The following is a 21,371-nucleotide window of genomic DNA, read 5'->3' as shown; positions in this document are numbered from 1 at the left end:
CAGGCAGGGCACGGCTCAGGCCGGCCTCGGCGTCTGGTTCCAGGGCATCCGCGCGAGGATCAGCGCCATGCCGCAGAAACCGGTCGTGCCGGCAACGATCAGGCCGGCGCCGGCAAAGGCCGAAAGGGCATAGAAGCCCGGATGGACCAGCGATCCGAGCCCGACGCCGGCCAGAACCACCGTGCCGGCGCCGATCAGCACCTGGCGGTCGAGCGGCAGCACGTTGCGGCCGGAGCCCTCCACCGCCCCGCCGGCCTGCCGCCACGCGGCGAGCCCGCCGCTCAGCGAATGGACCGGCATGCTCGTCCGCTCCGCCACCTTGGCGCAGCTCATGTCGCTGCGGCGGCCGGAGGCGCAGACGAGCACCACCTTGCGCCGGCCGGGCTCGGCCAGATCGATGTCGCCGAGCCGGGACATCGGCACCGACAGGGAGCCCGGGATGTGGCCGCCGGCAAATTCCGCCGGCTCGCGGACGTCGATCACCAGCGCCTCGTCGGCGGCGAGCCACTGCGACAGGGTGGTGGCGGAGACGGTGTTGGCGGTCATGGCGTGGCTCCTTGGCTCTGGGGGGCGCAATAGGCCTCGTAGAGGCTGCGCATGAGGGTGAGCACCAGCGGATGCGCGATCCGGTAGTGGATGACCTGGGCCTCGCGCCGGGTCGCCACCAGCCCGTCGGCCCGAAGGCGGGCGAGATGCTGCGACAGGGCCGATTGCGACAGGCCGACGAGACGCATCAGCGCCGTCACCGACTTCTCGCCCGAGGCGAGATGGCACAGCACCATGAGCCGTTTGGCATTGGCGAGATTGGCCAGCAGGGCGGCGGCCTCGCCGGCCTTCGCCTCCATCGTGGTCAGGTCCATCTGCGGAATGGTCGTGGGGGATGCGTCCATTGTGGCTTGAATATATTAGTGATCAATTATATTAGCAATACCTAATTCAAAAGGAGCCTCGATGTCCAAGTCCTATCCCGAAATCACCCGTTCCCTCTCCGCCGGCCTGCGCGAGCTCCGCAAGGAAGCCGGCGAGACCATGGCCGGCTTCTCGTCGATGACGCAGGCCGCGATGAAGGAGGGCGCGCTCTCGAAGAAGACGAAGGAGCTGATCGCCCTGTCGCTCGGTGTCGCGGCGCGCTGCGATGGCTGCCTCGGCTATCACGCCGAAGCGCTGGTGAAGCTTGGCGCAACCCGGCAGGAGGTTGCCGAGGCCCTCGGCGTGGCGATCCAGATGGGCGGCGGCCCTTCGCTCATGTATGCGGCCGATGCCTTCGCGGCGTTCACCCAGTTCGAGGCGAGGGCCCTGACGCCGGCCTGACCCCATGTCTGCGGCGGAACGATGCCTGATCGGGAAGCGTGGGCGCACCTTCCGAACATGCCGGAAACCCTATCAGGCAGCGTGACGCTGGTCAAGGAAAATAATCATTCTGGAAGCGGAATGAAGTCCTCTTCGTCGCCCGGCACGATGTCGAAGCGCCGCTGCTTCCAGTCCTCCTTGGCCTGTTCCAGCCGCTCCTTGGACGAGGAGACGAAGTTCCACCAGATGTGGCGGGGGCCGTCCATGGTCGCCCCGCCGCACAGGATGATGCGGGCCGGGGTCACGGCGGAGAGCGTGATGCGGTCGCCGGGGCGCAGCACCAGAAGCTGGCCCTCGCGGAAGATGTCGCCCTGCAGGTCGATCTCGCCGGACACGACATAGATGCAGCGCTCGTCGGTGTCGGCATCGACCGGCAGTTTCGCGCCGGCTTCCAGCACGACGTCGCCGTAGATCGTCTCCCAGTTCTGCGTCGTCGGCGAGGTCTCCCCGTAGAGCGTGCCCATGACCACGCGGATCGTCTTGCCTTCGCCCCTGATCACCGGCAGCGCCTTTTCGTCGACATGGTCGAAGCCGGGCGCGATCTCCTCGTGGGATTTCGGCAGCGCCACCCAGCTCTGGATGCCGTGGAGCTTGTGGCCCTTCGCCTTGAGGGCGGGGTCGGTGCGCTCGGAGTGGACGATGCCGCGCCCGGCGGTCATCAGGTTCACGTCGCCGGGGCGGACCGGAACGTAGGTGCCGAGCGAGTCGCGGTGCTGGATCTCGCCCTCGAACAGGTAGGTGACGGTGGAGAGGCCGATATGGGGGTGCGGGCGCACGTCGATGCCGCCGCCGTCCTTGAACTCGGCCGGACCCATATGGTCGAAGAAGATGAAGGGACCGACCATGCGCCGCTTGGCGAAGGGCAGGGCGCGCCGGACCGTGAAACCGCCGAGGTCGTGCGTGCGCGGCACGATCAGCATGTCGATGGCGTCGCAGGCGAGCTTGTCGCCGAGGGCCGGATCGGGGGAGGGAGAGAAGGACATGGGACGCTCCTCGCTTCGCATCGGGATGATGTTGCGAGGCTAGCGCGGGTTCGGGCCGGTGGCGACCCGCACCGCCGCCTGTCCCGTTTGCATCAGCGCACGGAACAGGCGGCGAGGCTTTGGATCACACGTTCTTGGTCGCGCCGCCGTCGACGCGGATCTTCGAGCCCGTGATGTAACCGGCCTGGTTCGAGCAGAGGAACGCGGCGGTCGCGCCGAACTCGTCGGCCGTGCCGAGACGGCCGGCGGGGATCGTCGCGATCGAGGCGGTCTGGATCTCCTCCATCGACTTGCCCGAGCGCTTGGAATTGGCCTCGTCCAGCTCCTTGATGCGATCGGTCGCGATGCGGCCCGGCAGGATCATGTTGACGGTGACATTGTCCCTGGCAACCTCGGTCGACAGCGTCTTGGACCAGCCGACGATGGTCGAGCGCAGCGCGTTGGACAGCGCGAGGTTCGGGATCGGGTTCTCGACGCCCGAGGAGGCGACGGTGAGGATGCGGCCCCATTTGCGGGCGCGCATGCCCGGCAGCACCTTGGCGGTGATCTGGAACACCGGCTCCACCATCACCTTGAACAGCTTGCCCCATTCGTCGGCGGCGACTTCGGTCGCGGGTTTGGCGGGCGGGCCGCCGGTATTGTTCACGAGGATGTCGATCTGGCCGAGCGTCTTCTCGGCGAGGGCGACGATCTCGTCCACCGCGCCCGGCGCGCCGAGATCGGCGGCGATGCCATAGGCCTTGCCCTTGCCACGCGCCGTGATCGCCTCGGCATTGGCCTTGATGCGGTCGGCGGTGCGGCCGACCAGCATCACGGTCGCGCCCTCGGCTGCCAGCGCCTCGGCGATGCCGAGGCCGAGGCCGCGGCTCGATGCCAGCACGAGCGCCTTCTTGTCGGAAAGGCCAAAGTCCATGGTGTCCTCCTGGAAATTCGGGCGCCGAGACAAGCCCGAAGCGCATGCCAAGGCAAGAGGACCGTTCGCGCGGCAGATCAGCGCGAGCGCGACACCGCCAGCCAGAGGCCGCCGCCGATCAGGAAGCCGCCGCTGATCCGCGACATCAGGCGGATGCCTGCCCGCGAGACGGTGTGCCCCGTCCGCGCCGCCGCGATCGCGTAGGCGCTGTCCGAGACCGCCGCGATGACCAGCGCGGTGACGCCCATGATGGCGATCTGGAAGCCGTAGGGTCGTGCCGGGTCGATGAACTGGGGGAAGAAGGCGCCGAAGAAGACGAGGGTCTTCGGGTTCGACAGGGCGACGACCAGTCCCTGAAGGAAGAAGCCGCCGCGTGGCGCGCTCGTCCGGCCGATGCCGTTCGCGCCCTTGCCCGCCGAGCGGATCATTTTCCAGCCGAGCCAGATCAGATAGGCAGCGCCCGCGAGCCGCAGCCACTCGAACCAGTGCCCCATGGTCGCGACGGCGGCGCTGAGGCCGAAACCGACCACGGCGATCATGACAACGAGGCCGGCCTGGGTGCCGGCGACGTTGAGCAGGCCCGCCCGTGTGCCGTGCGTCAGCCCGTTGGCGATGATCAGCGTGACGCTCGGGCCGGGCACGAGCACGATGACAAGGGTGGCGAGGAGATAGGCCGAATAGAGTTCGAGCGACATTGAAGGCTCCGCGGGAGGCCGACCACGGCTCCGGACGCGCCGAGCTTCGTCCCGGATCGCGGCGGCGGTCAATCCGGCGAGGCGCCCCGGCTGACATGCACGTGAAGTGCCTGCGACCCCGCCCCGTGCTACCGGCGGACGATTGATCGTTGAGATTGGGGCGGGCGATGACCGGACCGACACGCAGGCGATTGCTGGAACTGGCGGGCGCGGCCTCGATGGCTGCTGCGGCAGCCGCCGGCGCGCGCGCCGAAGGCATCTCCCCCGGCCCGCGCGGCGAAGCGGCAGCCGTGCTTTTCGCCCACCGCACGCCCTTGCGCATCGGCGCGGTGTCGCTGGTCGTGCAGGATCTGGAGCGGATGACCGCCTATTACCGCGACGTCATCGGCCTCGCCGTGATCGGGCGGAGCGAAGGGCAGGCAAAACTCGGCGCCGGCGGAAGCGTCCTGCTCGTGCTCGACCACAAGCCCTCCGCCCCCTTCGAACTGCCCGGCTCGGCCGGTCTCTTCCATACCGCGTTCCTGATGCCGACCCGCCGCGATCTCGCGCGCTGGCTGGTTCATGCCGCCTCGAACCGCGTGCGCCTGACCGGCTTCTCCGACCACAGCGTCAGCGAGGCCATCTATCTCGACGATCCCGAAGGCAATGGCATCGAGGTCTACGCCGACCGCGCGCCGGATGAGTGGCGCTGGGAGGCGGGCTCGGTGATCATGAGCACCGACCAGCTCGACATCGACAACCTCGTCTCGCTGACCAATATCCGCGTCAACGACTATGCGTCGGCCCCGGACGGCCTGCGGATCGGGCATGTCCACCTGCGCGTCGGTGATCTCGCGCCCGCCGCTGCCTTCTACGGTGCGGCGGGAATGGCGCCGACGCGCCAGCGCAGCGGCGCGGCCTTCATGTCCTCCGGCCGCTACCACCACCACCTCGGCCTGAACGTTTGGCAGAGCCGGGGCGCGGGCCCGCGCGATGCCGCTGCCACCGGGCTCGGCTGGTTCTCGCTGGAGGCGGAGAATGCCGACATGCTGGCTGCTCAGGAGCGCCGCCTGCGCGAGGCCGGCCTGACGGTCACGGCCATGGGCGATGGCTTCGAGACGGCCGATCCGTGGGGAACGAAGCTCCGCCTCGCGACGCGCTGATCAGTTCCGCTCCCAGCGCTCGCGCCAGATGCGCTCGCCGATCAGGCAATCCGTCCGCTCGCTCTGCGCGGGAACGACCATGGGCGTGTCCGGCGTCCAGAGCGGCGCGATGCCGGCGACCTCGAGGATCAGCTTGCGCCGCGTCGCGGGCACGAATTCCTCCGGTGTCTTGATCGGGATGACGAAGGAACCGGGGCCGCCGACGACGCAGTCCTGATAGTAGGCGTCGAGATTGGCGACATCGGCATAGCGGTTGTTCGGCCGGAACAGCATGATCGGCAGGCCGTTGATGACGATGCCCTTGGCGAGGGCGGCGTCGCGCGTCGGCTCCACCAGCGGGCCATTATTGTTGGAGCCGTCACCGGAAACGTCGATGACGCGCCGCTGCGAGCGCAGGCCCGAACTCTCCAGCAGGCTGACGCTGGCGTTGATCGCGCCGGAGATCGAGGTACGGAAGGCGCGCCGATAGGGCTTGCCGCGCAGCTCCTCGGCGAAGGCGTGGGCGGTTTCCGGCCCGTCGATGATCCGCCAGCCGATCACCACCTGCTGCTCGTGCGCGCCGGCCCATTCCAGATAGCTGACGGCGATCCTGCCGATCAGGCCGCGCCGGATCGCGTCCATCACGTCCGGGGAAACCAGGGCCTGCAGGTAGCCTTCGCGCTGCAGCCTCTGCTCCTCGGGGTCCATCGAATAGGAGATGTCGACGGCGAGGACGAGCTGGAGGTCGACCTCGGCGGCGGCCTGCCGCGTCTGCGGCGTCACCGTGCCGGCGGTAGCAAGCGTCAATGCGGCTGCCAGGACCAATGCACGGATCATGGGAATCCCCGAGTGATCTGCCGATTGTCACGATGCTGACATAGGCCCCGCCGGGCGAAAACCGGATTCCGCACTGCCGCAGGCCGGCTACCGCAGCGCGCGCGATCACGTTCGCGTGCGCAGCCGGCATGCGTCACTCGGCCGCGCGACGCGGTTGCGCCGGGCCTTCGATGCGTTATTTCATGGAGATCGTGGAAACGCCGGCCCCAAAGGACCGCGAGAGTGCAGCAAAGGGACATCTCCAGGTGACGACGCTGCTTCTCTCTCATCCCCAGTGCCTCGAGCATCAGACGCCCTTCGGCCATCCCGAGCGCGCCGACAGGCTGCGCATCATCACCCACGTGCTGGAGCACGAGCGCTTCTCCGACCTCGCCCGCGACGAAGCGCCGCTCGCCGAGGTCGCCCAGCTCGTGCGCGTCCATCCGCCCGAATTCGTCGAGCGCCTGCAGAACGCGACGCCTTTCGTCGGGCTCGTCCATGTCGATGGCGATACGACGCTCTCGCCCGGTTCCTTCGACGCGGCGCTGCGCTCGGCGGGCGGAGCGGTCTTCGCGGTGGACGAGGTGATGAAGGGCAAGGCGTCCAATGCCTTCGTGGCGACGCGCCCGCCCGGCCACCACGCCGAGACGGCGACCGCCATGGGCTTCTGCCTGTTCAACAACGTCGCCGTCGCCGCCCGCCATGCCCAGGCCGTGCATGGCGCCGAGCGCGTCGCGATCATGGATTTCGACGTGCATCACGGCAACGGCACGCAGGACATCTTCTGGTCCGACCCGAGCGTCATGTACCTCTCGACCCACGAGATGCCGCTCTACCCCGGCACGGGCGCGCTGAACGAGACGGGCGCCTACAACCAGATCGTCAATGCGCCGCTGCGCGCGGGCGACGGCTCGGATCCGTTCCGCGAGGCCTTCGAGGTCGCGATCATGCCGCGGCTGCGCGCGTTCAAGCCCGATCTCGTACTGATCTCGGCCGGTTTCGACGCCCATGAGCGCGACCCGCTCGCCAATCTTAACCTGACCGAGGCCGATTTCGCCTGGGCGACGAAAAAGCTGATGGAGGCCGCCGACGAGATGGCCGGCGGGCGCGTCGTCTCGCTTCTGGAGGGCGGCTACGACCTCGAAGGCCTCGGCCGTTCCGTCGGCGCCCATGTCATGGCATTGATGCGGGGATAGCGAACCGATTCCCCGGAGCCCGACATGGCCGACAAGGCTGGAGCCGACAAGCACGCGGACGTCGCCGCCATGCCCTTCGAGAAGGCGCTGGGCGAACTGGAATCAATCGTCCAGAAGCTTGAGGGCGGCAATGTGCCGCTGGAGGATTCTATTGCCATCTACGAGCGGGGCGAGGCGCTGAAGAAACGCTGCGAGGCGCTGCTGCGGGACGCCGAGGCACGGGTGCAGAAGATCACGCTTGCCGCCGATGGATCGCCTTCGGGTGCGGCGCCGCTCGATCCGCAATAGCGGCAGCCGCCGCACGCGGCGAAACGGGCGTTATCCGAACCGGCCGGAAACGCGAGAGAATTTGTTGTGCACCCCCCCCTTTCCGGGCAATGCATCTCCTGTAATGTGCGCGCTTCCGGCAGGCCCCCGACGGACCAACACGTCTCGGCCGCCAAGCACCCCCGGGAGAGGGACAGGACATGACCACGAAGCGTTTGCTTCTTTCGGCGGGCCTCGCGCTCGCCATTGGCGCCGGCATTGCCGGCTGGAACACCGCCGCCACGGCGCAGGCGCCCCAGGGCCAGACCCTGCGCTATGCCTTCCAGGGCAACCTGAACACGCTCGATCCCTACAGCCTGAACGAGACGACCACGTTGTCGCTGCAGGGCAACGCCTATGAGGGCCTGACCCGCCGCGACAAGGATCTGTCGATCATCCCCGGCCTCGCCGAGCGCTGGGAGATCCTCGACAACGGTCTCCGCTGGCGCTTCCATCTGCGCCGCAACGTCAAGTTCCACGGCGGCGAGGACTTCACCGCCGAGGACGTGGTGTTCTCCGCGACGCGCGTGCGCGCGGCGAATTCCGACCTCCGCTCGCGCATCGATGCCAATGTCGAGGTGGTGGCCGTCGACAGCCACACCGTCGACTTCAAGCTGAAGCAGCCGAACCCGATCCTGCACTACGAGTGGGACACCTGGTACATGATGTCGAAGAAGTGGGCGGAGGCGAACGGCGCCGTCCAGCCGACTTCGGCGTCGGCGGCGACGCCGAGCTTCGCGACGCTCAATGCCAACGGCACCGGTCCGTTCCGCATCGCCCAGCATCAGATCGGCGTGCGTACGGTCTTCCAGCGCAATCCGAACTGGTGGGGCAAGGTCGAGCATAACCTCGCCGAGGTGGTCTTCACGCCCATCACGTCCGCGCCCACGCGCGTGGCGGCGCTGCTCTCCGGCGAGGTCGATGTGATCGATCCGGTGCCGCTGCAGGACGTCCAGCGCGTCAATGCCAGCCAGAACGCCCGCGTCATGGAAGGGCCTGAGCTGCGCACCATCTTCCTGAACTTCGACCAGCGCCGCGACGAGCTCGTCGCCTCCTCGGTCAAGGGCAAGAACCCCTTCAAGGACGTGCGCGTCCGCCAGGCGTTCTTCCAGGCCATCGACATCGAGGCGATCCGCCGTCAGGTCATGCGCGGCGCCGCGACGCCGACCGCGCTGCTGATCTCGCCGCTGATCTATGAAGGCTCCAGCCAGTTCACGCGCACGCCCTTCGATCTGGCCGCCGCGAACCGGCTGCTCGACGAGGCCGGCTATCCCCGTCAGGGCGGTCCGACCGGCACGCGCTTCGAGATCATGTTCGACTGCCCGAACGACCGCTACGTCAACGACGCCGCGATCTGCCAGGCGGTGACGGCGATGCTCGCCCGCGTCGGTGTGAAGATCAATCCGAACTTCGTGCCCCGCGCGCAGTACTTCGCCAAGGTGCTGGCCACCGGCGGGTTCAACTCGTCGTTCTCGCTGCTCGGCTGGACGCCCGGCTCCTTCGACTCGTGGAACGTTCTGCAGAACCTCGTGCGCTGCCGCGATGACGCGGCTTCGGGCGGCCGCGGCGCGTTCAACTTCGGCGGTTACTGCAATCAGCAGGTCGATTCCCTCACCGACCAGATCCTGGTCGAGGCGGACCCGGCCAAGCGCAGTGCGCTGATCGCCCAGGCCTATCGCATCATGACCTCGGAATTCAGCCACATCCCGCTGCACCAGCAGGCTCTGGCCTGGGGCGTGGCGCGCAATGTCGAGCTCGTGCAGCGCGCCGACAACCAGTTCCTGTTCCACTGGGTGAACAAGCGCTGATCCGTATCGCCGGGCGCGGCGCGCCCGGCACAGTTCCGCAACGGGAGTGGCGCTCGCGCCGCTCCCATTCGTTTCGAGGGGAGCGATGCTCGCTTTCATCCTGAGGCGCATGGGGCAGGCCGTCGTCGTTCTGCTGACGGTCTCGCTCATCGCCTTCTCGCTGTTCCGCTTCGTCGGCGACCCCGTCAACCAGATGGTGGGGCAGGACACGACCCCCGAGCAGCGCGCCGAAATCCGCCGCCAGCTCGGCCTGAACGACCCGGTCGTCGTGCAGTTCGCGCGCTTCGTCGGCAAGGCCGCGCGCTTCGATTTCGGCGTCAGCTACCAGAGCAAGCAGAGCGTCGCCAAACTCATCGCAGAACGCTTCCCGGCCACCATGGAGCTGGCGCTGGTCTCGGCGCTGTTCGCCCTGTTCGTCGGCATTCCCATGGGCGTCTATTCCGGGCTCAAGCCCAATTCCGCGCTGACCAAGCTGTTCCAGACGATATCCCTGGTCGGCATATCCCTGCCGACATTCCTGATCGGCATCATCCTGATCTTCGTCTTCCCGGTATCGCTCGGGCTCCTGAAATCGTTCGGCCGGCAGGGTGTCGTCGACCTCGGTTGGTGGACCACCGGCTTCCTGACGCTTCAGGGCTGGTCTTCGCTGATCCTGCCGTCGATCACGCTCGGCCTGTTCCAGATGACCCTGATCATGCGGCTGGTGCGCTCCGAGATGATGGAGGTGCTGCGCGCCGACTACATCAAGTTCGCGCGCGCCCGCGGCCTCACCAGCCGCGCCATCAATTTCGGCCATGCGCTGAAGAATACGATGATCCCGGTCATCACCATCACCGGCCTGCAGATCGGCTCCATCATCGCTTTCGCCATCATCACCGAGACGGTGTTCCAGTGGCCGGGCATGGGGCTGATGTTCCTGCAGGCCGTGCAGACCGTCGATATCCCCATCATGTCCGCCTATCTGCTGCTGGTCGCGACGCTGTTCGTGGTCATCAACCTCATCGTCGATCTCCTCTATGTCGCCGTCGATCCGCGTATCCGGATCGCCGGGCGGCCGGCTTGAGGGGCGGGACATGGCCATGAGCGAATCCGCACCTTCTGCCGAAGCCCGGGCGTCGGCCTTCCGGCGTTTCCTCGATTCCGACCTCTGGTTCTCCTTCACCCGCTCCTGGGTGACCATGCTGGCGGCCTTCGTCGCGCTGGTCCTTGTGCTCGCGGCCATTCTGGCGCCGTTGATCGCCACCAACGACCCGTTCGACCCCGCGACGCTCAGCCTGCTCGACGGCTCCAAGCCACCGGCCTGGACTGCCGACGGCGAATGGCGCTTTCCGCTCGGCACCGACCAGCAGGGGCGCTGCGTCTATTCCTCGATCCTCTACGGGCTGCGCATCTCGATCATCGTCGGCTTCCTCGGCGTGCTTCTGGCCGCCACCATCGGCATCACCTTCGGCCTGATCGCCGGCTATTTCGGCGGCGCGGCCGACAGCCTCATCATGCGCATCGCCGACGTGCAGCTGACCTTCCCGGCCATTCTCATCGCGCTGCTGATCGACGGCACGACACGCGCATTGTTCGGCAACCAGCGTTCCGAGACGATCATCTTCTGGGTGCTGGTGGTCTCGATCGGGCTGTCCTTCTGGGTCCAGTACGCGCGCACCGTTCGCGGTTCGACGCTGGTCGAGCGCAACAAGGAGTACGTGCAGGCAGCCCGTCTGATCGGCCTGTCGCGGCCGACCATCCTGTTCCGGCACGTCCTGCCGAATGTCACGGGGCCGGTGCTCGTCATCGCGACGATCAATCTGGCGCTCGCGATCATCACCGAGGCGACGCTGTCCTTCCTCGGCGTCGGCCTGCCGCCGACTCAGCCCTCGCTCGGCACGCTGATCCAGATCGGCAACGAGTTTCTGTTTTCGGGCGAATGGTGGGTGGTGATCTTCCCCGGCGCGGTGCTCGCCGGGCTCGTCCTGTCGGTGAACCTGCTCGGCGACTGGCTGCGAGACGCGCTGAATCCAAGGTTGAGATAAAGGCAGATGGCACCTCCGTACCGTGGGCGCTGCCTGTGGCGCGCGCCACGATTGCATAGCGTGCGGGCTCGCCCGTTCAGCGTGTGATTTTTTGCCGAAAATCGCGGCATTTTGAAAGAGTTAACCCTGATTCGTTACGCCATATCGGGTCTTCTCCAGCGCAGGACGAACCCATGGCGTGGCTCCGCAATATCAGCATCGGCCCGAAGCTACTCACAGCTGTCGGTTTCCTGATTGTCGTCGCCGGGCTGGTCGCCGCGGCCGGCCTTTCCGGAGTGTCCCTGGCGCTGAGCAGTGGCCGCAGTGTCCAGCACGCCAGCGAGATGCTCCAGCACGCCGGGCGCGGCACGGCCAATCTCCTGTCCTACGCCCGCGCCGTCGAGTTCATTCCGCTGGATCTGCCGGCTGACCAGCGCCGCCGCTTCCAGGATCAGGCCGCGGATGAAAGCCGCCGCTTCGATCAGCGGCTGAAGGAGATCGCCGATGACGATCGGCGCGGCCAGTTCACGGCTCAGCTCGCTTCGATCAGGACCAGTCTGGAGGCCTACCACAGGCAACACGAACAGGTGCTGGTCACCGCCAATGCCGGTGATCTCGAGAAGTCCGGCCGCATCGCCTTCGAAGCCGCCGGTCTCGTCTCGAGCATGCGCGTGACGATCCAAGCGATCGAGGAGGTGATCCAGAAGAGCTTCGTCGATGAATCGGCGGCGATGGAAACAGCCGGCGCCAGGGCGTTCTGGATCGTCGGTCTGGTCGGCTCGATCGGCGCGATCCTCGGTCTCGCCTTCGCCGTCTGGCTGGTCGTCTGGGGTGTGGTGCGCCCGCTGGTCGGGATGACCGGGGCGATGATGGCGGTCGCCGAGGGCAATCTCGACATCGAAGTGCCGGCCGCCGGCCAGCGCGACGAAGTCGGCAAGCTCGCCAACGCTCTGGAGATATTCAAGCAGTCGGCCCGCGACAACCTTGCCCTGCGCGCGGAGCAGGAGGCGGAGAAGGTGCGCGCCGAGGCGGCGCAGCGGGCGATGATGCATCAGGTGGCCAACGAGTTCGAGGCTGCGGTCGGCGGCATCGTCTCCGCCGTCTCGGCCTCGGCGGAACAGCTGTCGATGGCGGCCAAGGGCCTGTCGGCATCCGCCGAGGAGGCTTCCAGCCAGACTTCGGCCATCGCCGCCGCGTCCGAGCAGAGTTCGGGCAACATCCAGACAGTGGCCGCCGCTGCGGAGGAAATGGCGGCCTCCGTGCGCGAGATCGGCGGCCGGGTGGCGCGCTCCGCGACCATGGCGAACGAGGCGGTCACGACCGCCGACGGCACGGCCGCCAACATCCAGGAACTGGCCGGCAAGGTGAACGCCATCGGCGCGATCGTCGAGCTGATCAGCGGCGTGGCCGCGCAGACCAATCTTCTCGCCCTCAACGCGACCATCGAGGCCGCGCGGGCCGGCGAGGCCGGCAAGGGCTTCGCGGTTGTCGCGGCCGAGGTGAAGGGGCTCGCCGACCAGACCGCCAAGGCAACCACCGAAATCGCCCGCCAGATCGGCGCCATCCAGGAGGCGACGACCGGGTCGGTTGGCGCGATCACCGGTATCGCCAGCAATATCCGCGACATCAATCATGTCGCGGCGGAGATCGCCGCCGCGGTGGAAGAGCAGACGGCCGCCACGGGCGAGATCGCCCGCAACGTGCAGCAGGCCTATATCGGCGCCAATGAAGTGGCCGGAAATATCGTCGGCGTGTCGGAGGTGATCACCCAGACCGGCAATTCCGCGAGCGAGTTCCTGCAGGCGGCGAACGCGCTTTCCGAGCAGGCGAGCACGCTGCGCCGCGAGGTGTCCGGATTCCTCGGCAATATCCGCGCGGCTTGAGCCGGCCCGAGCCGTCGGCGGTACCGCCGACGGCATCCCCCTTAACGCACGGCGTCCAACTCGCTATAGCTCCGCTCTTCGGAGCACGAGATGAGCGAGACCGACACCAAGCCCCAGCCGAAGGCCGTCTACGTCAAGTCGTATGGCTGCCAGATGAACGTCTATGACAGCCAGCGCATGGCCGATGTCATGGGCGCCGAGGGCTATCGCGAGGTCGCGACGCCCGAGGAGGCCGATCTCATCCTCCTCAACACCTGCCACATCCGCGAGCGCGCCGCCGAGAAGGTCTATTCCGAGCTCGGCCGCATGCGCGTGCTGAAGGACGAGGCGAAGGCGCTGGGGCGTGAGGTTCTCGTCGGCGTGGCCGGCTGCGTCGCGCAGGCCGAGGGCGAGGAGATCGTCAAACGGGCCAAGGTCGTGGACCTCGTCGTCGGTCCTCAGAGCTATCACCGCCTGCCCGACCTGATCGCCCGCGCCAGGGCGAAGCCCGGCGTGGTCGACACCGAATTTCCCGTCGAGGACAAGTTCAAGGTCCTGCCAGCGGCGTCCGAGGCGAAGACGCGGTCGCGCGGCCTCACCGCCTTCGTCACCGTTCAGGAGGGCTGCGACAAGTTCTGCACCTTCTGCGTCGTGCCCTATACGCGCGGCGCAGAAGTGTCCCGGCCGGTGGCGCAGGTCGTTGCCGAAGCCGCCAAGCTCGTCGAGGCCGGCGTGCGCGAGATCACTCTGCTCGGCCAGAACGTCAACGCCTATCACGGCATCGGGCCGGACGGCGTCGAGTGGACGCTGGCGAAGCTTCTCTACCGCCTCGCCGAAATCCCCGGCGTCGCGCGCCTGCGCTACACGACCAGCCACCCGCGCGAGATGACCGACGACCTGATTGAGGCGCATCGCGACCTCGATACGCTGATGCCCTATCTGCACCTGCCCGTGCAGTCGGGATCGACGGCGGTGCTGAAGCGGATGAACCGCAAGCACAGCCGAGACGACTATTTCCGCCTCGTCGACCGCATCCGGCAGGCGCGCCCGGACATCGCCCTGTCCTCGGATTTCATCGTCGGCTTCCCCGGCGAGACCGACGCCGATTTTGCGGATACGATGGACCTCGTGCGCCAGATCGGCTTCGCTTCCGCCTACACGTTCTCCTATTCGCAGCGACCGGGCACGCCGGGCGCCGAGATGGACGGCCAGCTTGGCGAGCCCCTGAAGACGGCGCGGCTTCACGAACTGCAGGCGCTGATCACCGCGCAGCAGCACGCATTCCAGGCGAGCCTTGTCGGGCGGGTCGTCGACGTCCTGTTCGAGAAGGCGGGCCGCAAGCCCGGCCAGATGGTCGGACGCTCGCCCTATCTGTCGCCGGTGCAGGTCATCGGACCGTCGTCTCTCGCTGGCACGATCGTCCCTGTCCGAATCACGGGAGCCAAGACAAACTCCCTTGACGGCGACCTTGTCGAAGCCGGTGGCGATCGGCGGGAGAGCGACCATATGATGGCAGTGCATGCGGCAGAGTGAGTTCCAGCAGAACCTCATGAACGAAGGACGGCGGGTTTGAAAAATCCCACAGGGGGCGGCTTCGGGCCGGACAGCGGGCGCAACATTCCTTGGCTTGCGACGCACGATGACACGGCCGAGGCCGAAATCACGCTCTCCTTCGACGACAACCGCCTCGCCAGCCGATTGTTCGGTCAGTACGACCAGAACCTCGCCTTCATCGAGAAGCGGCTCGGCATCCAGGCCGCTGCGCGCGGCAATCTGGTCAATCTCGTCGGCCCGGCCGAGCGCTGCGAGCAGGCCAAGACCGTCCTCGAAAATCTCTATGCGCGGCTGAAGACCGGCCACGACATCAATCTCGGCGATGTCGACGGTGCGATCCGCATGACGACCTCTCAAGGGTCGCTGTTCGAGGCCGACGGCGCGCCGCGCATCGGCCACGAGGAGATCGTCACACGCAAGCGCACGGTCCGCGCGCGCACGCCCGCGCAGGACGCCTATATCCGAGCGCTCAAGCGCAACGAGCTGGTCTTCGGTATAGGTCCCGCGGGCACCGGCAAGACCTGGCTGGCGGTGGCGCAGGCGGTGGCCCTCCTCGACAAGGGCATGGTCGACCGGCTGATCCTGACGCGTCCGGCGGTCGAGGCCGGCGAGCGGCTCGGCTTCCTGCCCGGCGACATGAAGGAGAAGGTCGATCCGTATCTGCGGCCGATCTACGACGCCCTCTACGACCTGATGGATGCTCCCCGCGTCGAGCGCGGCATCCAGTCCGGCATGATCGAGATCGCGCCGCTCGCCTTCATGCGCGGTCGCACCCTGACCAACGCGGTGGTGATCCTCGACGAGGCCCAGAACACGACATCCATGCAGATGAAGATGTTCCTGACCCGCCTCGGCGAGAACTCGCGCATGATCATCACCGGCGACCCGAGTCAGGTCGATCTGCCCTCGGGCATGAAGTCGGGCCTCGCCGAGGCGCTGGACCTTCTGGAGAACGTCGAGGGCCTGGCCCAGTGCTACTTCTCCGAGGATGACGTGGTGCGCCACGAGCTGGTTGGCCGCATCGTCAAGGCCTACGAGGCCGCGACGCGCGCCGGCGAGCACGCCGCGCCCCACAAGCCGAGGCGCATGCGCGAGGGATGAGCGAGCGCCAGGACGAGGACGAGGCGATCCAGACGGATATCGCCGTCCTCAGCGATCTCTGGGACGGCCTTGCCGAGGCCGAGGATGTGGTGCGTACCGCTGTCCGCGCGGCCGCGGCGCATGTCGCCGGCCGCGTTCCGGCGGATGCGGAACTGTCCATCGCGCTGGCGGACGACGCGACGGTCCGGAACCTCAACCGCGACTACCGGGCCAAGGACAAGCCGACCAACGTGCTGTCCTTTCCCGCCCCTCATGGACCGCTGCTGGGCGATGTCGTGATCGCCTATGAGACCCTGCAAAGGGAAGCGGTGGAGGAGGGCGTCGCGCCGCGCGACCACCTTGTCCTCTTGACGGTCCATGGCTTGTTGCATCTTTTGGGCTATGATCACCTGACCGAACCGGAGGCGCTGGAGATGGAAGCCATCGAAACCGCTATTCTGGCCGGCCTTGGAATCAAGGACCCACACGCCGCCGGGCGAATGATGCCCGAAGGACCCGATGCCCGACCCTAGCGACAGTCGATACCGAAGCACCGCGGCCGAGGCCGCGCCCCAACCAGAGACCGCTCCGGAGGCCGCCAGAGCGCCTGCGGAGCGGAATGGTGAGCGCCAGGAGCGCTGGATCGACCGGCTGCGCACCCGTCTGGGTCTGAAGTCCAGCGCCACCGTGCGCCAGAATCTCGAAGACGTGCTCGAGGACAATACGCCCGCCTCCGACGGCTTTTCGCCGGAAGAGCGCTCCATGCTCCGCAACATTCTGGATCTGCGCGAGAGCCGGGTCGTCGATCTCGCCCAGCCGCGCGCCGACATCAATGCGGTGCAGAAAGACATCACGCTCGCCGCCCTCATGCAGACCTTCGAGGATGCCGGCCATACCCGGCTGGTGGTCTATGACGACGCGCTCGACGATCCTGTCGGCATGGTCCACATCAAGGATCTGGTGAAGCACCTGTTCACCGAGGCCAAGAAGGCGACGAAGAAAAAGCGCAGCCGCGCCAGAGCCGATGCCAAGGCGGCCGACGAGGTGGTTGCGCCGAAGCGCGAGCCGAAATCCGAAACATCCCGCGTGACAGGCGACCTCGACCTCGGCGCGGTCGACCTTGGCGTCGCGCTGGCCTCGACCCGGCTGATCCGCCCGATCCTATTCGTGCCGCCCTCCATGCCGGCCATCGACCTTCTGGCCCGCATGCAGGCGACCCGCATCCAGCTTGCCCTCGTCGTCGACGAGTACGGTGGCACGGACGGCCTGATCGCCATGGAGGATATCGTCGAGAGCATCGTCGGCGATATCGAGGACGAGCATGACGTCGACGATGGCCGCACCATCGCGGCAACCGCCGACGGCGCCTTCGTCGCCGATGCGCGCGCGACGCTCGATGAAGTACGCGAGGCGCTCGGTGCCGAGTTCGATCCCGGCGAGCAGGTGGCCGACGAGGTCGATACGCTCGGCGGCTATCTCACCGTGCTGGCCGGTCATGTGCCGGTGCGCGGCGAGTTGCTGGCCGGCCCCGGCGAGTTCGAGTTCGAGGTGATCGATGCCGATCCGCGGCGCGTGAAACGGGTCAAGATCACCCGTGGCAGGGGGCTCGTGGACAAGCCGGCGCGCGGCCGGCGCAAGGACGAGGAGGAACAGGCAGCGGCTGCCGCCGCGGCCTCGACCCCGGTGTCCGTCGCCATGCCGTCGCCACCACTGCCCGATTCGCTTCCGGCCCCTGCAAGCCAGGATCGGCAGGGGCCTGCCGCACCGGATTCGGTCTCGCCCGATATCCGCAAGGCCAGCTGACTGCCGCCGCGCTTGACCGCGCGGGGGAGGTGGCCGACACGGGAACCATGAGCGACCGCGACACCGAATCGTCCGCTGCCGCGCGGAGCCGCCGCCCGTGACGGTGCAGTCGCTCGCCCGCACGGTCATTCTCACCTGGGGGTGGCGGCGGACGGCGCTGGCCTTCGGCGCTGGCGCGCTTGGCGCGCTGGCCATGCCGCCCTTCGGCGTCCTGCCGGTTCTTGCGATCAGCTTCCCGGTTCTCGTCTGGCTTCTCGACGGCGCCTCGGCGGCCGGCGGCGGCTGGCGCACGATCCTCGCAGCGGCACGCACCGGCTGGTGGTTCGGCTTCGGCTACCATCTGGCCGGGCTCTGGTGGGTCGGTTCCGCCTTCCTCGTCGAAGCCGACCGCTTCGCCTGGCTTCTTCCCGCCGCCGTCACCCTGCTGCCGGCCGGGCTGGCCCTGTTCACCGCCCTCGGCGCGGCGATCGCGCGCCTGTTCTGGCGGCCGGGCGGCAGGCGCGTCCTGGCGCTGGCATTCGGCCTGACGCTCGGCGAATTCCTCCGCGGCTCGGTGCTGACGGGGTTTCCGTGGAACCTCTACGGCTACGCGCTGACGCAATATGCCTGGCTCGCGCAGGGCGCGGCCTATGTGGGCGTCTATGGTCTGACGCTTGTCGCGATCATCGTTCTCGCCAGCCCCTGCGTTCTCGGCGACGACCCCGAGGAGACGCCGCGCCGGGTCGCGATCCCCATCGGCGCCGCGCTTGCGCTCATGTGCCTCGCCCTGTTCGGCGGCTGGCGCGTCTCGACCGCCCAGATCGCCAGCGTTCCCGGCGTGAAGCTCCGCATCGTCCAGCCGGATATTCCGCAGGACCAGCGCTTCCGCCCCGAGGCCCGCGACGAGATTCTCGCGCGCTATGCTGCGCTGTCGGACAAGGCCGCGTCGCCGGAGCGGTCGGGAATCCGTGATGTGACCCATGTGATCTGGCCGGAATCCGCCTTTCCCTTCTTCCTGATCTGGGACCGCGAGGCGTTGGCGAAAATCGCCGACCTCGTGCCGCCGGGCGTCACGTTGATCACCGGCGCGGCGCGGCCCGACGAGCCGCTGCCCGGACGGCGGGAGCCGCGCGTCTTCAACTCCGCCTATGTGATCGACCATCAGGGCGCGATCATGGCGACCTACGACAAGGTGCATCTGGTTCCCTTCGGCGAATATCTGCCGTTCCAGGAACGGCTGGAGGAACTCGGCCTTGAGGCCCTCACGCGTCAGCGTGGCGGTTTCTCCGCGGGCGACAGGCGGCGCACGATTGCCGTTCCGGGTGCTCCGCCGGTGGGCATCCTGATCTGCTATGAGGCGATTTTTCCCGGCGCTGTGACCTCCACGGAGCGTCGTCCGCAATGGCTGCTCAACGTCACCAACGACGCCTGGTTCGGCTTCACGCCCGGCCCCTACCAGCACTTGCATCAGACCGCGGTGCGCGCGATCGAGGAGGGTCTGCCGCTGGTTCGCGCGGCCAATAACGGCGTTTCAGCGGTGATCGACCCGCTTGGCCGCACGGTCAGGTCGCTACCGCTAGGCGCCCGCGACGCGCTGGATGCGGACCTGCCGGCTGCTCTGCCGGCGACCGTTTTTGCCCGTGCCGGACATGTGCCGCTGTTCGTCGCGCTGTTCGGTCTTTTCCTTGCTTTGATCAGACGGTCGCGCCCGCGACCTCCGATTGCATGAAGCGCGGCGAACGCCCTTGAGGTTTACTTGTAACGATCTGGACAATTCGCCATAAGCAGGAAAGCTCCTTGGACTGCATTGCATTTAGTGGCAAGTGACCTGGGGGGGTAAGGCGGCCGCATGGGGGGATGCGGCAGCCTCGCGGCATGGGCTGAGGAGGCATGGAGAGTTTGATGGTCAAGAAGGCGCCGAACCCCATCGACAAGCATGTCGGCAGCCGCGTCCGCATGCGACGCATGATGCTGGGCATGAGTCAGGAAAAGCTGGGTGAGCGCCTCGGCCTGACCTTTCAGCAGGTTCAGAAATACGAGAAGGGCACCAATCGCATCGGCGCGAGCCGCCTGCAGCAGATCGGCACGATTCTCTCCGTGCCGGTGTCCTTTTTCTTCGACGGCGCGCCGACCGGCGAGCCGCTGCCCGAGGGCGGGTTCGCGGAAGCGAGCGGCGCCTCCTACGTCGCCGATTTCCTGTCCACCAGCGAAGGATTGTCGCTGAATCAGGCCTTCATCCGCATCAAGGATGCCAAGGTCCGGCGCAAGATCGTCGATCTCGTCAATGCGGTGGCTGGCTCGGAAGACGAGCCCACCTGACACGCCTGCCGGCGGTGATCCGGCCGAAAAGCGACCTTTCGGCAGCGTCCGCGTTCTTTTCTGCGAACGAACCGGCCTTTTTGCCATATTCAGGCTTGACCGCCGCCACGGCTGTTGCGAGAACCTCGCGCGCTCTGGCGTCGGACGACCATGCCGTCCCTTGGCGACCGCGCGCCCTCGTCGGGCGGGCGGCTGTTCAATTCCGGTTCATGGCGCCACCGATAACGACGGCGCCTCGCTCCCGCGATCCCCGCGGCTTGCTTTTCGGAGGACTTTCGTGTCCCGCAGTTCCTATCTCTTCACGTCGGAATCCGTGTCCGAGGGCCATCCGGACAAGGTCTGCGACCGCATCTCCGACGAGATCGTCGACCTGATCTTCAAGGAAGCCGCCAAGACCGGTCTCGACGCAGCGAATGTGCGCATTGCCGCCGAGACGCTGGCGACCACCAATCGCGTCGTGATCGCCGGTGAAGTCCGCGTTCCCGACACGCTCCTGAAGAAGGACAAGGACGGCAAGGCGATCAAGGATGCCCATGGCAATCCGGTCGTGAATCCCTCCAAGTTCAAGTCGGTGGCGCGCAAGGCGATCAAGGCGATCGGCTACGAGCAGGACGGCTTCCACTGGAAGAAGGCCAAGATCGACGTTCTTCTTCATCCCCAGTCCGCCGACATCGCGCAGGGCGTCGACGAGGCCGGCAACAAGGATGTTGGCGCGGGCGACCAGGGCATCATGTTCGGCTATGCCTGCCGCGAGACCCCGGAACTGATGCCGGCCCCGATCTACTACGCCCACAAGATCCTCGAGAACCTCACCAAGTACCGCAAGGCGGGCGAGAAGGGCTGCGAGAAGCTCGGCCCGGACGCCAAGAGCCAGGTCACCATCCGCTACGAGAACGGCAAGCCGGCCGCGGTCACGCAGATCGTGCTGTCGACCCAGCATCTCGACGGCAAGCTGACCTCCAAGGACGTGCAGAAGATCGTCGAGCCGGTGATCCGCGAGACGCTCAACGGCCTCGAGATCGCCAAGGACTGCAAGTGGTGGATCAACCCCACCGGCAAGTTCGTCATCGGCGGCCCGGACGGTGACGCCGGCCTCACCGGCCGCAAGATCATCGTCGACACCTATGGCGGCGCGGCCCCGCATGGCGGCGGCGCCTTCTCCGGCAAGGATCCGACCAAGGTCGATCGCTCGGCCGCCTATGCCGCGCGCTATCTTGCCAAGAACGTCGTCGCGGCCAAGCTCGCCGACCGCTGCACCATCCAACTCGCTTATGCCATCGGCGTCGCCAAGCCCCTGTCGATCTATGTCGATCTGCACGGCACCGCGAAGCCGGGCGTGGACGAGGCGAAGGTGGAGAAGGCGCTGGCCGAGGTCATGGACCTCTCGCCGCGCGGCATCCGCGAGCATCTCGGCCTGAACAAGGCGATCTACGCCAAGACCTCGGCCTATGGCCATTTCGGCCGCAAGGCTGGCCGCGACGGCAGCTTCTCCTGGGAGAAGACCGACCTCGTCGCCAAGCTGAAGGAAGCCGTCGCCGGCTGAGGCGACGCTCCCGAACGCGTTCTCGAAGGGGGCCGCATGG

21 protein-coding genes are annotated in these 21,371 nt (G+C 67.2%); 15 read left to right on the top strand and 6 right to left on the bottom strand.

Annotation, left to right across the window (positions count from 1 at the left end; all coding sequences use genetic code 11):
- Positions 1 to 15: 15 nt before the first annotated feature.
- Both JNK84_RS07710 and JNK84_RS07705 read right to left on the bottom strand, forming a co-directional pair.
- The gene (locus JNK84_RS07710) at positions 16 to 546 is read right to left on the bottom strand and encodes a rhodanese-like domain-containing protein (protein WP_293422411.1); all 531 of its coding nucleotides are present in this window, start codon (positions 544 to 546) and stop codon (positions 16 to 18) included.
- Complete coding sequence (locus JNK84_RS07705) at positions 543 to 890, bottom strand: ArsR/SmtB family transcription factor (protein WP_293422409.1); 348 nt, start codon at positions 888 to 890, stop codon at positions 543 to 545. Before JNK84_RS07705 ends, JNK84_RS07710 begins: the two co-directional genes overlap by 4 nt.
- A 61-nt stretch (positions 891 to 951) precedes the next feature.
- On the opposite strand from JNK84_RS07705, the gene JNK84_RS07700 reads away from it, so the two are divergent.
- Positions 952 to 1,311 carry a carboxymuconolactone decarboxylase family protein gene (locus JNK84_RS07700; protein ID WP_293422407.1) on the top strand — a complete coding sequence of 120 codons (360 nt, stop codon included), beginning with the start codon at positions 952 to 954 and terminating at the stop codon, positions 1,309 to 1,311.
- A gap of 104 nt (positions 1,312 to 1,415) precedes the next feature.
- On the opposite strand, the gene JNK84_RS07695 is transcribed toward JNK84_RS07700, so the two are convergent.
- From JNK84_RS07695 to JNK84_RS07685, 3 genes are all read right to left on the bottom strand, one after another.
- Complete coding sequence (locus tag JNK84_RS07695) at positions 1,416 to 2,333, bottom strand: pirin family protein (protein WP_293422405.1); 918 nt, start codon at positions 2,331 to 2,333, stop codon at positions 1,416 to 1,418.
- 124 nt (positions 2,334 to 2,457) lie between these two features.
- A complete protein-coding gene (locus tag JNK84_RS07690; protein WP_293422403.1) occupies positions 2,458 to 3,246 on the bottom strand; it encodes an SDR family oxidoreductase in 789 nt (262 codons plus the stop codon).
- A 77-nt stretch (positions 3,247 to 3,323) separates the two neighbouring features.
- Positions 3,324 to 3,941 carry a LysE family translocator gene (locus JNK84_RS07685; RefSeq protein ID WP_293422401.1) on the bottom strand — a complete coding sequence of 206 codons (618 nt, stop codon included), beginning with the start codon at positions 3,939 to 3,941 and terminating at the stop codon, positions 3,324 to 3,326.
- Between the two features lie 167 nt (positions 3,942 to 4,108).
- Between JNK84_RS07685 and JNK84_RS07680 the strand changes: the two genes are divergently transcribed.
- Positions 4,109 to 5,083, top strand: coding sequence for a VOC family protein (locus tag JNK84_RS07680; RefSeq protein ID WP_293422399.1), 975 nt, complete (start codon positions 4,109 to 4,111; stop codon positions 5,081 to 5,083).
- Here JNK84_RS07680 and JNK84_RS07675 read toward each other — a convergent pair whose 3' ends face one another.
- A complete protein-coding gene (locus tag JNK84_RS07675) occupies positions 5,084 to 5,899 on the bottom strand; it encodes a DUF1194 domain-containing protein (RefSeq protein WP_293422397.1) in 816 nt (271 codons plus the stop codon).
- 245 nt (positions 5,900 to 6,144) lie between these two features.
- On the opposite strand from JNK84_RS07675, the gene JNK84_RS07670 reads away from it, so the two are divergent.
- The 13 genes from JNK84_RS07670 to metK all read left to right on the top strand — a co-directional run bounded on the left by JNK84_RS07670 (position 6,145) and on the right by metK (position 21,331).
- Complete coding sequence (locus JNK84_RS07670) at positions 6,145 to 7,074, top strand: histone deacetylase family protein (RefSeq protein WP_293422395.1); 930 nt, start codon at positions 6,145 to 6,147, stop codon at positions 7,072 to 7,074.
- Between the two features lie 24 nt (positions 7,075 to 7,098).
- Positions 7,099 to 7,362 carry an exodeoxyribonuclease VII small subunit gene (locus JNK84_RS07665; RefSeq protein WP_293422393.1) on the top strand — a complete coding sequence of 88 codons (264 nt, stop codon included), beginning with the start codon at positions 7,099 to 7,101 and terminating at the stop codon, positions 7,360 to 7,362.
- A 179-nt stretch (positions 7,363 to 7,541) separates the two neighbouring features.
- Positions 7,542 to 9,188, top strand: a complete 1,647-nt coding sequence (locus tag JNK84_RS07660; RefSeq protein WP_293422391.1) for an ABC transporter substrate-binding protein — start codon at positions 7,542 to 7,544, stop codon at positions 9,186 to 9,188.
- A gap of 85 nt (positions 9,189 to 9,273) precedes the next feature.
- The gene (locus tag JNK84_RS07655) at positions 9,274 to 10,251 is read left to right on the top strand and encodes an ABC transporter permease (protein WP_293422389.1); all 978 of its coding nucleotides are present in this window, start codon (positions 9,274 to 9,276) and stop codon (positions 10,249 to 10,251) included.
- Positions 10,252 to 10,267: 16 nt separating this feature from the next.
- On the top strand, positions 10,268 to 11,212 hold the full coding sequence (locus tag JNK84_RS07650; RefSeq protein ID WP_293422387.1) for an ABC transporter permease: 945 nt from the start codon (positions 10,268 to 10,270) through the stop codon (positions 11,210 to 11,212).
- Positions 11,213 to 11,385: 173 nt separating this feature from the next.
- Complete coding sequence (locus JNK84_RS07645) at positions 11,386 to 13,074, top strand: methyl-accepting chemotaxis protein (RefSeq protein ID WP_293422385.1); 1,689 nt, start codon at positions 11,386 to 11,388, stop codon at positions 13,072 to 13,074.
- 90 nt (positions 13,075 to 13,164) lie between these two features.
- Positions 13,165 to 14,586: a tRNA (N6-isopentenyl adenosine(37)-C2)-methylthiotransferase MiaB gene (gene miaB, locus JNK84_RS07640; protein ID WP_293422383.1), complete on the top strand. Its 1,422-nt coding sequence runs from the start codon at positions 13,165 to 13,167 to the stop codon at positions 14,584 to 14,586.
- A gap of 84 nt (positions 14,587 to 14,670) precedes the next feature.
- A complete protein-coding gene (locus JNK84_RS07635) occupies positions 14,671 to 15,708 on the top strand; it encodes a PhoH family protein (RefSeq protein WP_293423524.1) in 1,038 nt (345 codons plus the stop codon).
- Positions 15,705 to 16,220: an rRNA maturation RNase YbeY gene (gene ybeY, locus JNK84_RS07630; protein ID WP_293422381.1), complete on the top strand. Its 516-nt coding sequence runs from the start codon at positions 15,705 to 15,707 to the stop codon at positions 16,218 to 16,220. Before JNK84_RS07635 ends, ybeY begins: the two co-directional genes overlap by 4 nt.
- Positions 16,207 to 17,490 (top strand): hemolysin family protein, encoded by a 1,284-nt coding sequence (locus JNK84_RS07625; RefSeq protein WP_293422378.1) that lies wholly within the window; start codon positions 16,207 to 16,209, stop codon positions 17,488 to 17,490. Before ybeY ends, JNK84_RS07625 begins: the two co-directional genes overlap by 14 nt.
- A 97-nt stretch (positions 17,491 to 17,587) precedes the next feature.
- Positions 17,588 to 19,198, top strand: coding sequence for an apolipoprotein N-acyltransferase (lnt, locus tag JNK84_RS07620; protein WP_293422375.1), 1,611 nt, complete (start codon positions 17,588 to 17,590; stop codon positions 19,196 to 19,198).
- 173 nt (positions 19,199 to 19,371) lie between these two features.
- Complete coding sequence (locus JNK84_RS07615; RefSeq protein ID WP_293422372.1) at positions 19,372 to 19,788, top strand: helix-turn-helix domain-containing protein; 417 nt, start codon at positions 19,372 to 19,374, stop codon at positions 19,786 to 19,788.
- Positions 19,789 to 20,065: 277 nt separating this feature from the next.
- Complete coding sequence (gene metK, locus JNK84_RS07610; RefSeq protein ID WP_293422369.1) at positions 20,066 to 21,331, top strand: methionine adenosyltransferase; 1,266 nt, start codon at positions 20,066 to 20,068, stop codon at positions 21,329 to 21,331.
- Positions 21,332 to 21,371: the final 40 nt, after the last annotated feature.

This window comes from Phreatobacter sp., from assembly GCF_016793595.1.
Lineage (GTDB): Bacteria > Pseudomonadota > Alphaproteobacteria > Rhizobiales > Phreatobacteraceae > Phreatobacter.
The sequence above is the reverse complement of the archived record's forward strand: the minus strand, read 5'-3'. Positions and strand labels throughout refer to the sequence as shown.

What these genes read in the sequence shown, in the direction of transcription:
- JNK84_RS07710 (WP_293422411.1), bottom strand. Translation starts at nt 546, where the DNA reads ATGACCGCCAACACCGTCTCCGCCACCACCCTGTCGCAGTGGCTCGCC.
- JNK84_RS07705 (WP_293422409.1), bottom strand. Translation starts at nt 890, where the DNA reads ATGGACGCATCCCCCACGACCATTCCGCAGATGGACCTGACCACGATG.
- JNK84_RS07700 (WP_293422407.1), top strand. Translation starts at nt 952, where the DNA reads ATGTCCAAGTCCTATCCCGAAATCACCCGTTCCCTCTCCGCCGGCCTG.
- JNK84_RS07695 (WP_293422405.1), bottom strand. Translation starts at nt 2,333, where the DNA reads ATGTCCTTCTCTCCCTCCCCCGATCCGGCCCTCGGCGACAAGCTCGCC.
- JNK84_RS07690 (WP_293422403.1), bottom strand. Translation starts at nt 3,246, where the DNA reads ATGGACTTTGGCCTTTCCGACAAGAAGGCGCTCGTGCTGGCATCGAGC.
- JNK84_RS07685 (WP_293422401.1), bottom strand. Translation starts at nt 3,941, where the DNA reads ATGTCGCTCGAACTCTATTCGGCCTATCTCCTCGCCACCCTTGTCATC.
- JNK84_RS07680 (WP_293422399.1), top strand. Translation starts at nt 4,109, where the DNA reads ATGACCGGACCGACACGCAGGCGATTGCTGGAACTGGCGGGCGCGGCC.
- JNK84_RS07675 (WP_293422397.1), bottom strand. Translation starts at nt 5,899, where the DNA reads ATGATCCGTGCATTGGTCCTGGCAGCCGCATTGACGCTTGCTACCGCC.
- JNK84_RS07665 (WP_293422393.1), top strand. Translation starts at nt 7,099, where the DNA reads ATGGCCGACAAGGCTGGAGCCGACAAGCACGCGGACGTCGCCGCCATG.
- JNK84_RS07660 (WP_293422391.1), top strand. Translation starts at nt 7,542, where the DNA reads ATGACCACGAAGCGTTTGCTTCTTTCGGCGGGCCTCGCGCTCGCCATT.
- JNK84_RS07655 (WP_293422389.1), top strand. Translation starts at nt 9,274, where the DNA reads ATGCTCGCTTTCATCCTGAGGCGCATGGGGCAGGCCGTCGTCGTTCTG.
- JNK84_RS07650 (WP_293422387.1), top strand. Translation starts at nt 10,268, where the DNA reads ATGAGCGAATCCGCACCTTCTGCCGAAGCCCGGGCGTCGGCCTTCCGG.
- JNK84_RS07645 (WP_293422385.1), top strand. Translation starts at nt 11,386, where the DNA reads ATGGCGTGGCTCCGCAATATCAGCATCGGCCCGAAGCTACTCACAGCT.
- miaB (WP_293422383.1), top strand. Translation starts at nt 13,165, where the DNA reads ATGAGCGAGACCGACACCAAGCCCCAGCCGAAGGCCGTCTACGTCAAG.
- ybeY (WP_293422381.1), top strand. Translation starts at nt 15,705, where the DNA reads ATGAGCGAGCGCCAGGACGAGGACGAGGCGATCCAGACGGATATCGCC.
- JNK84_RS07625 (WP_293422378.1), top strand. Translation starts at nt 16,207, where the DNA reads ATGCCCGACCCTAGCGACAGTCGATACCGAAGCACCGCGGCCGAGGCC.
- JNK84_RS07615 (WP_293422372.1), top strand. Translation starts at nt 19,372, where the DNA reads ATGGTCAAGAAGGCGCCGAACCCCATCGACAAGCATGTCGGCAGCCGC.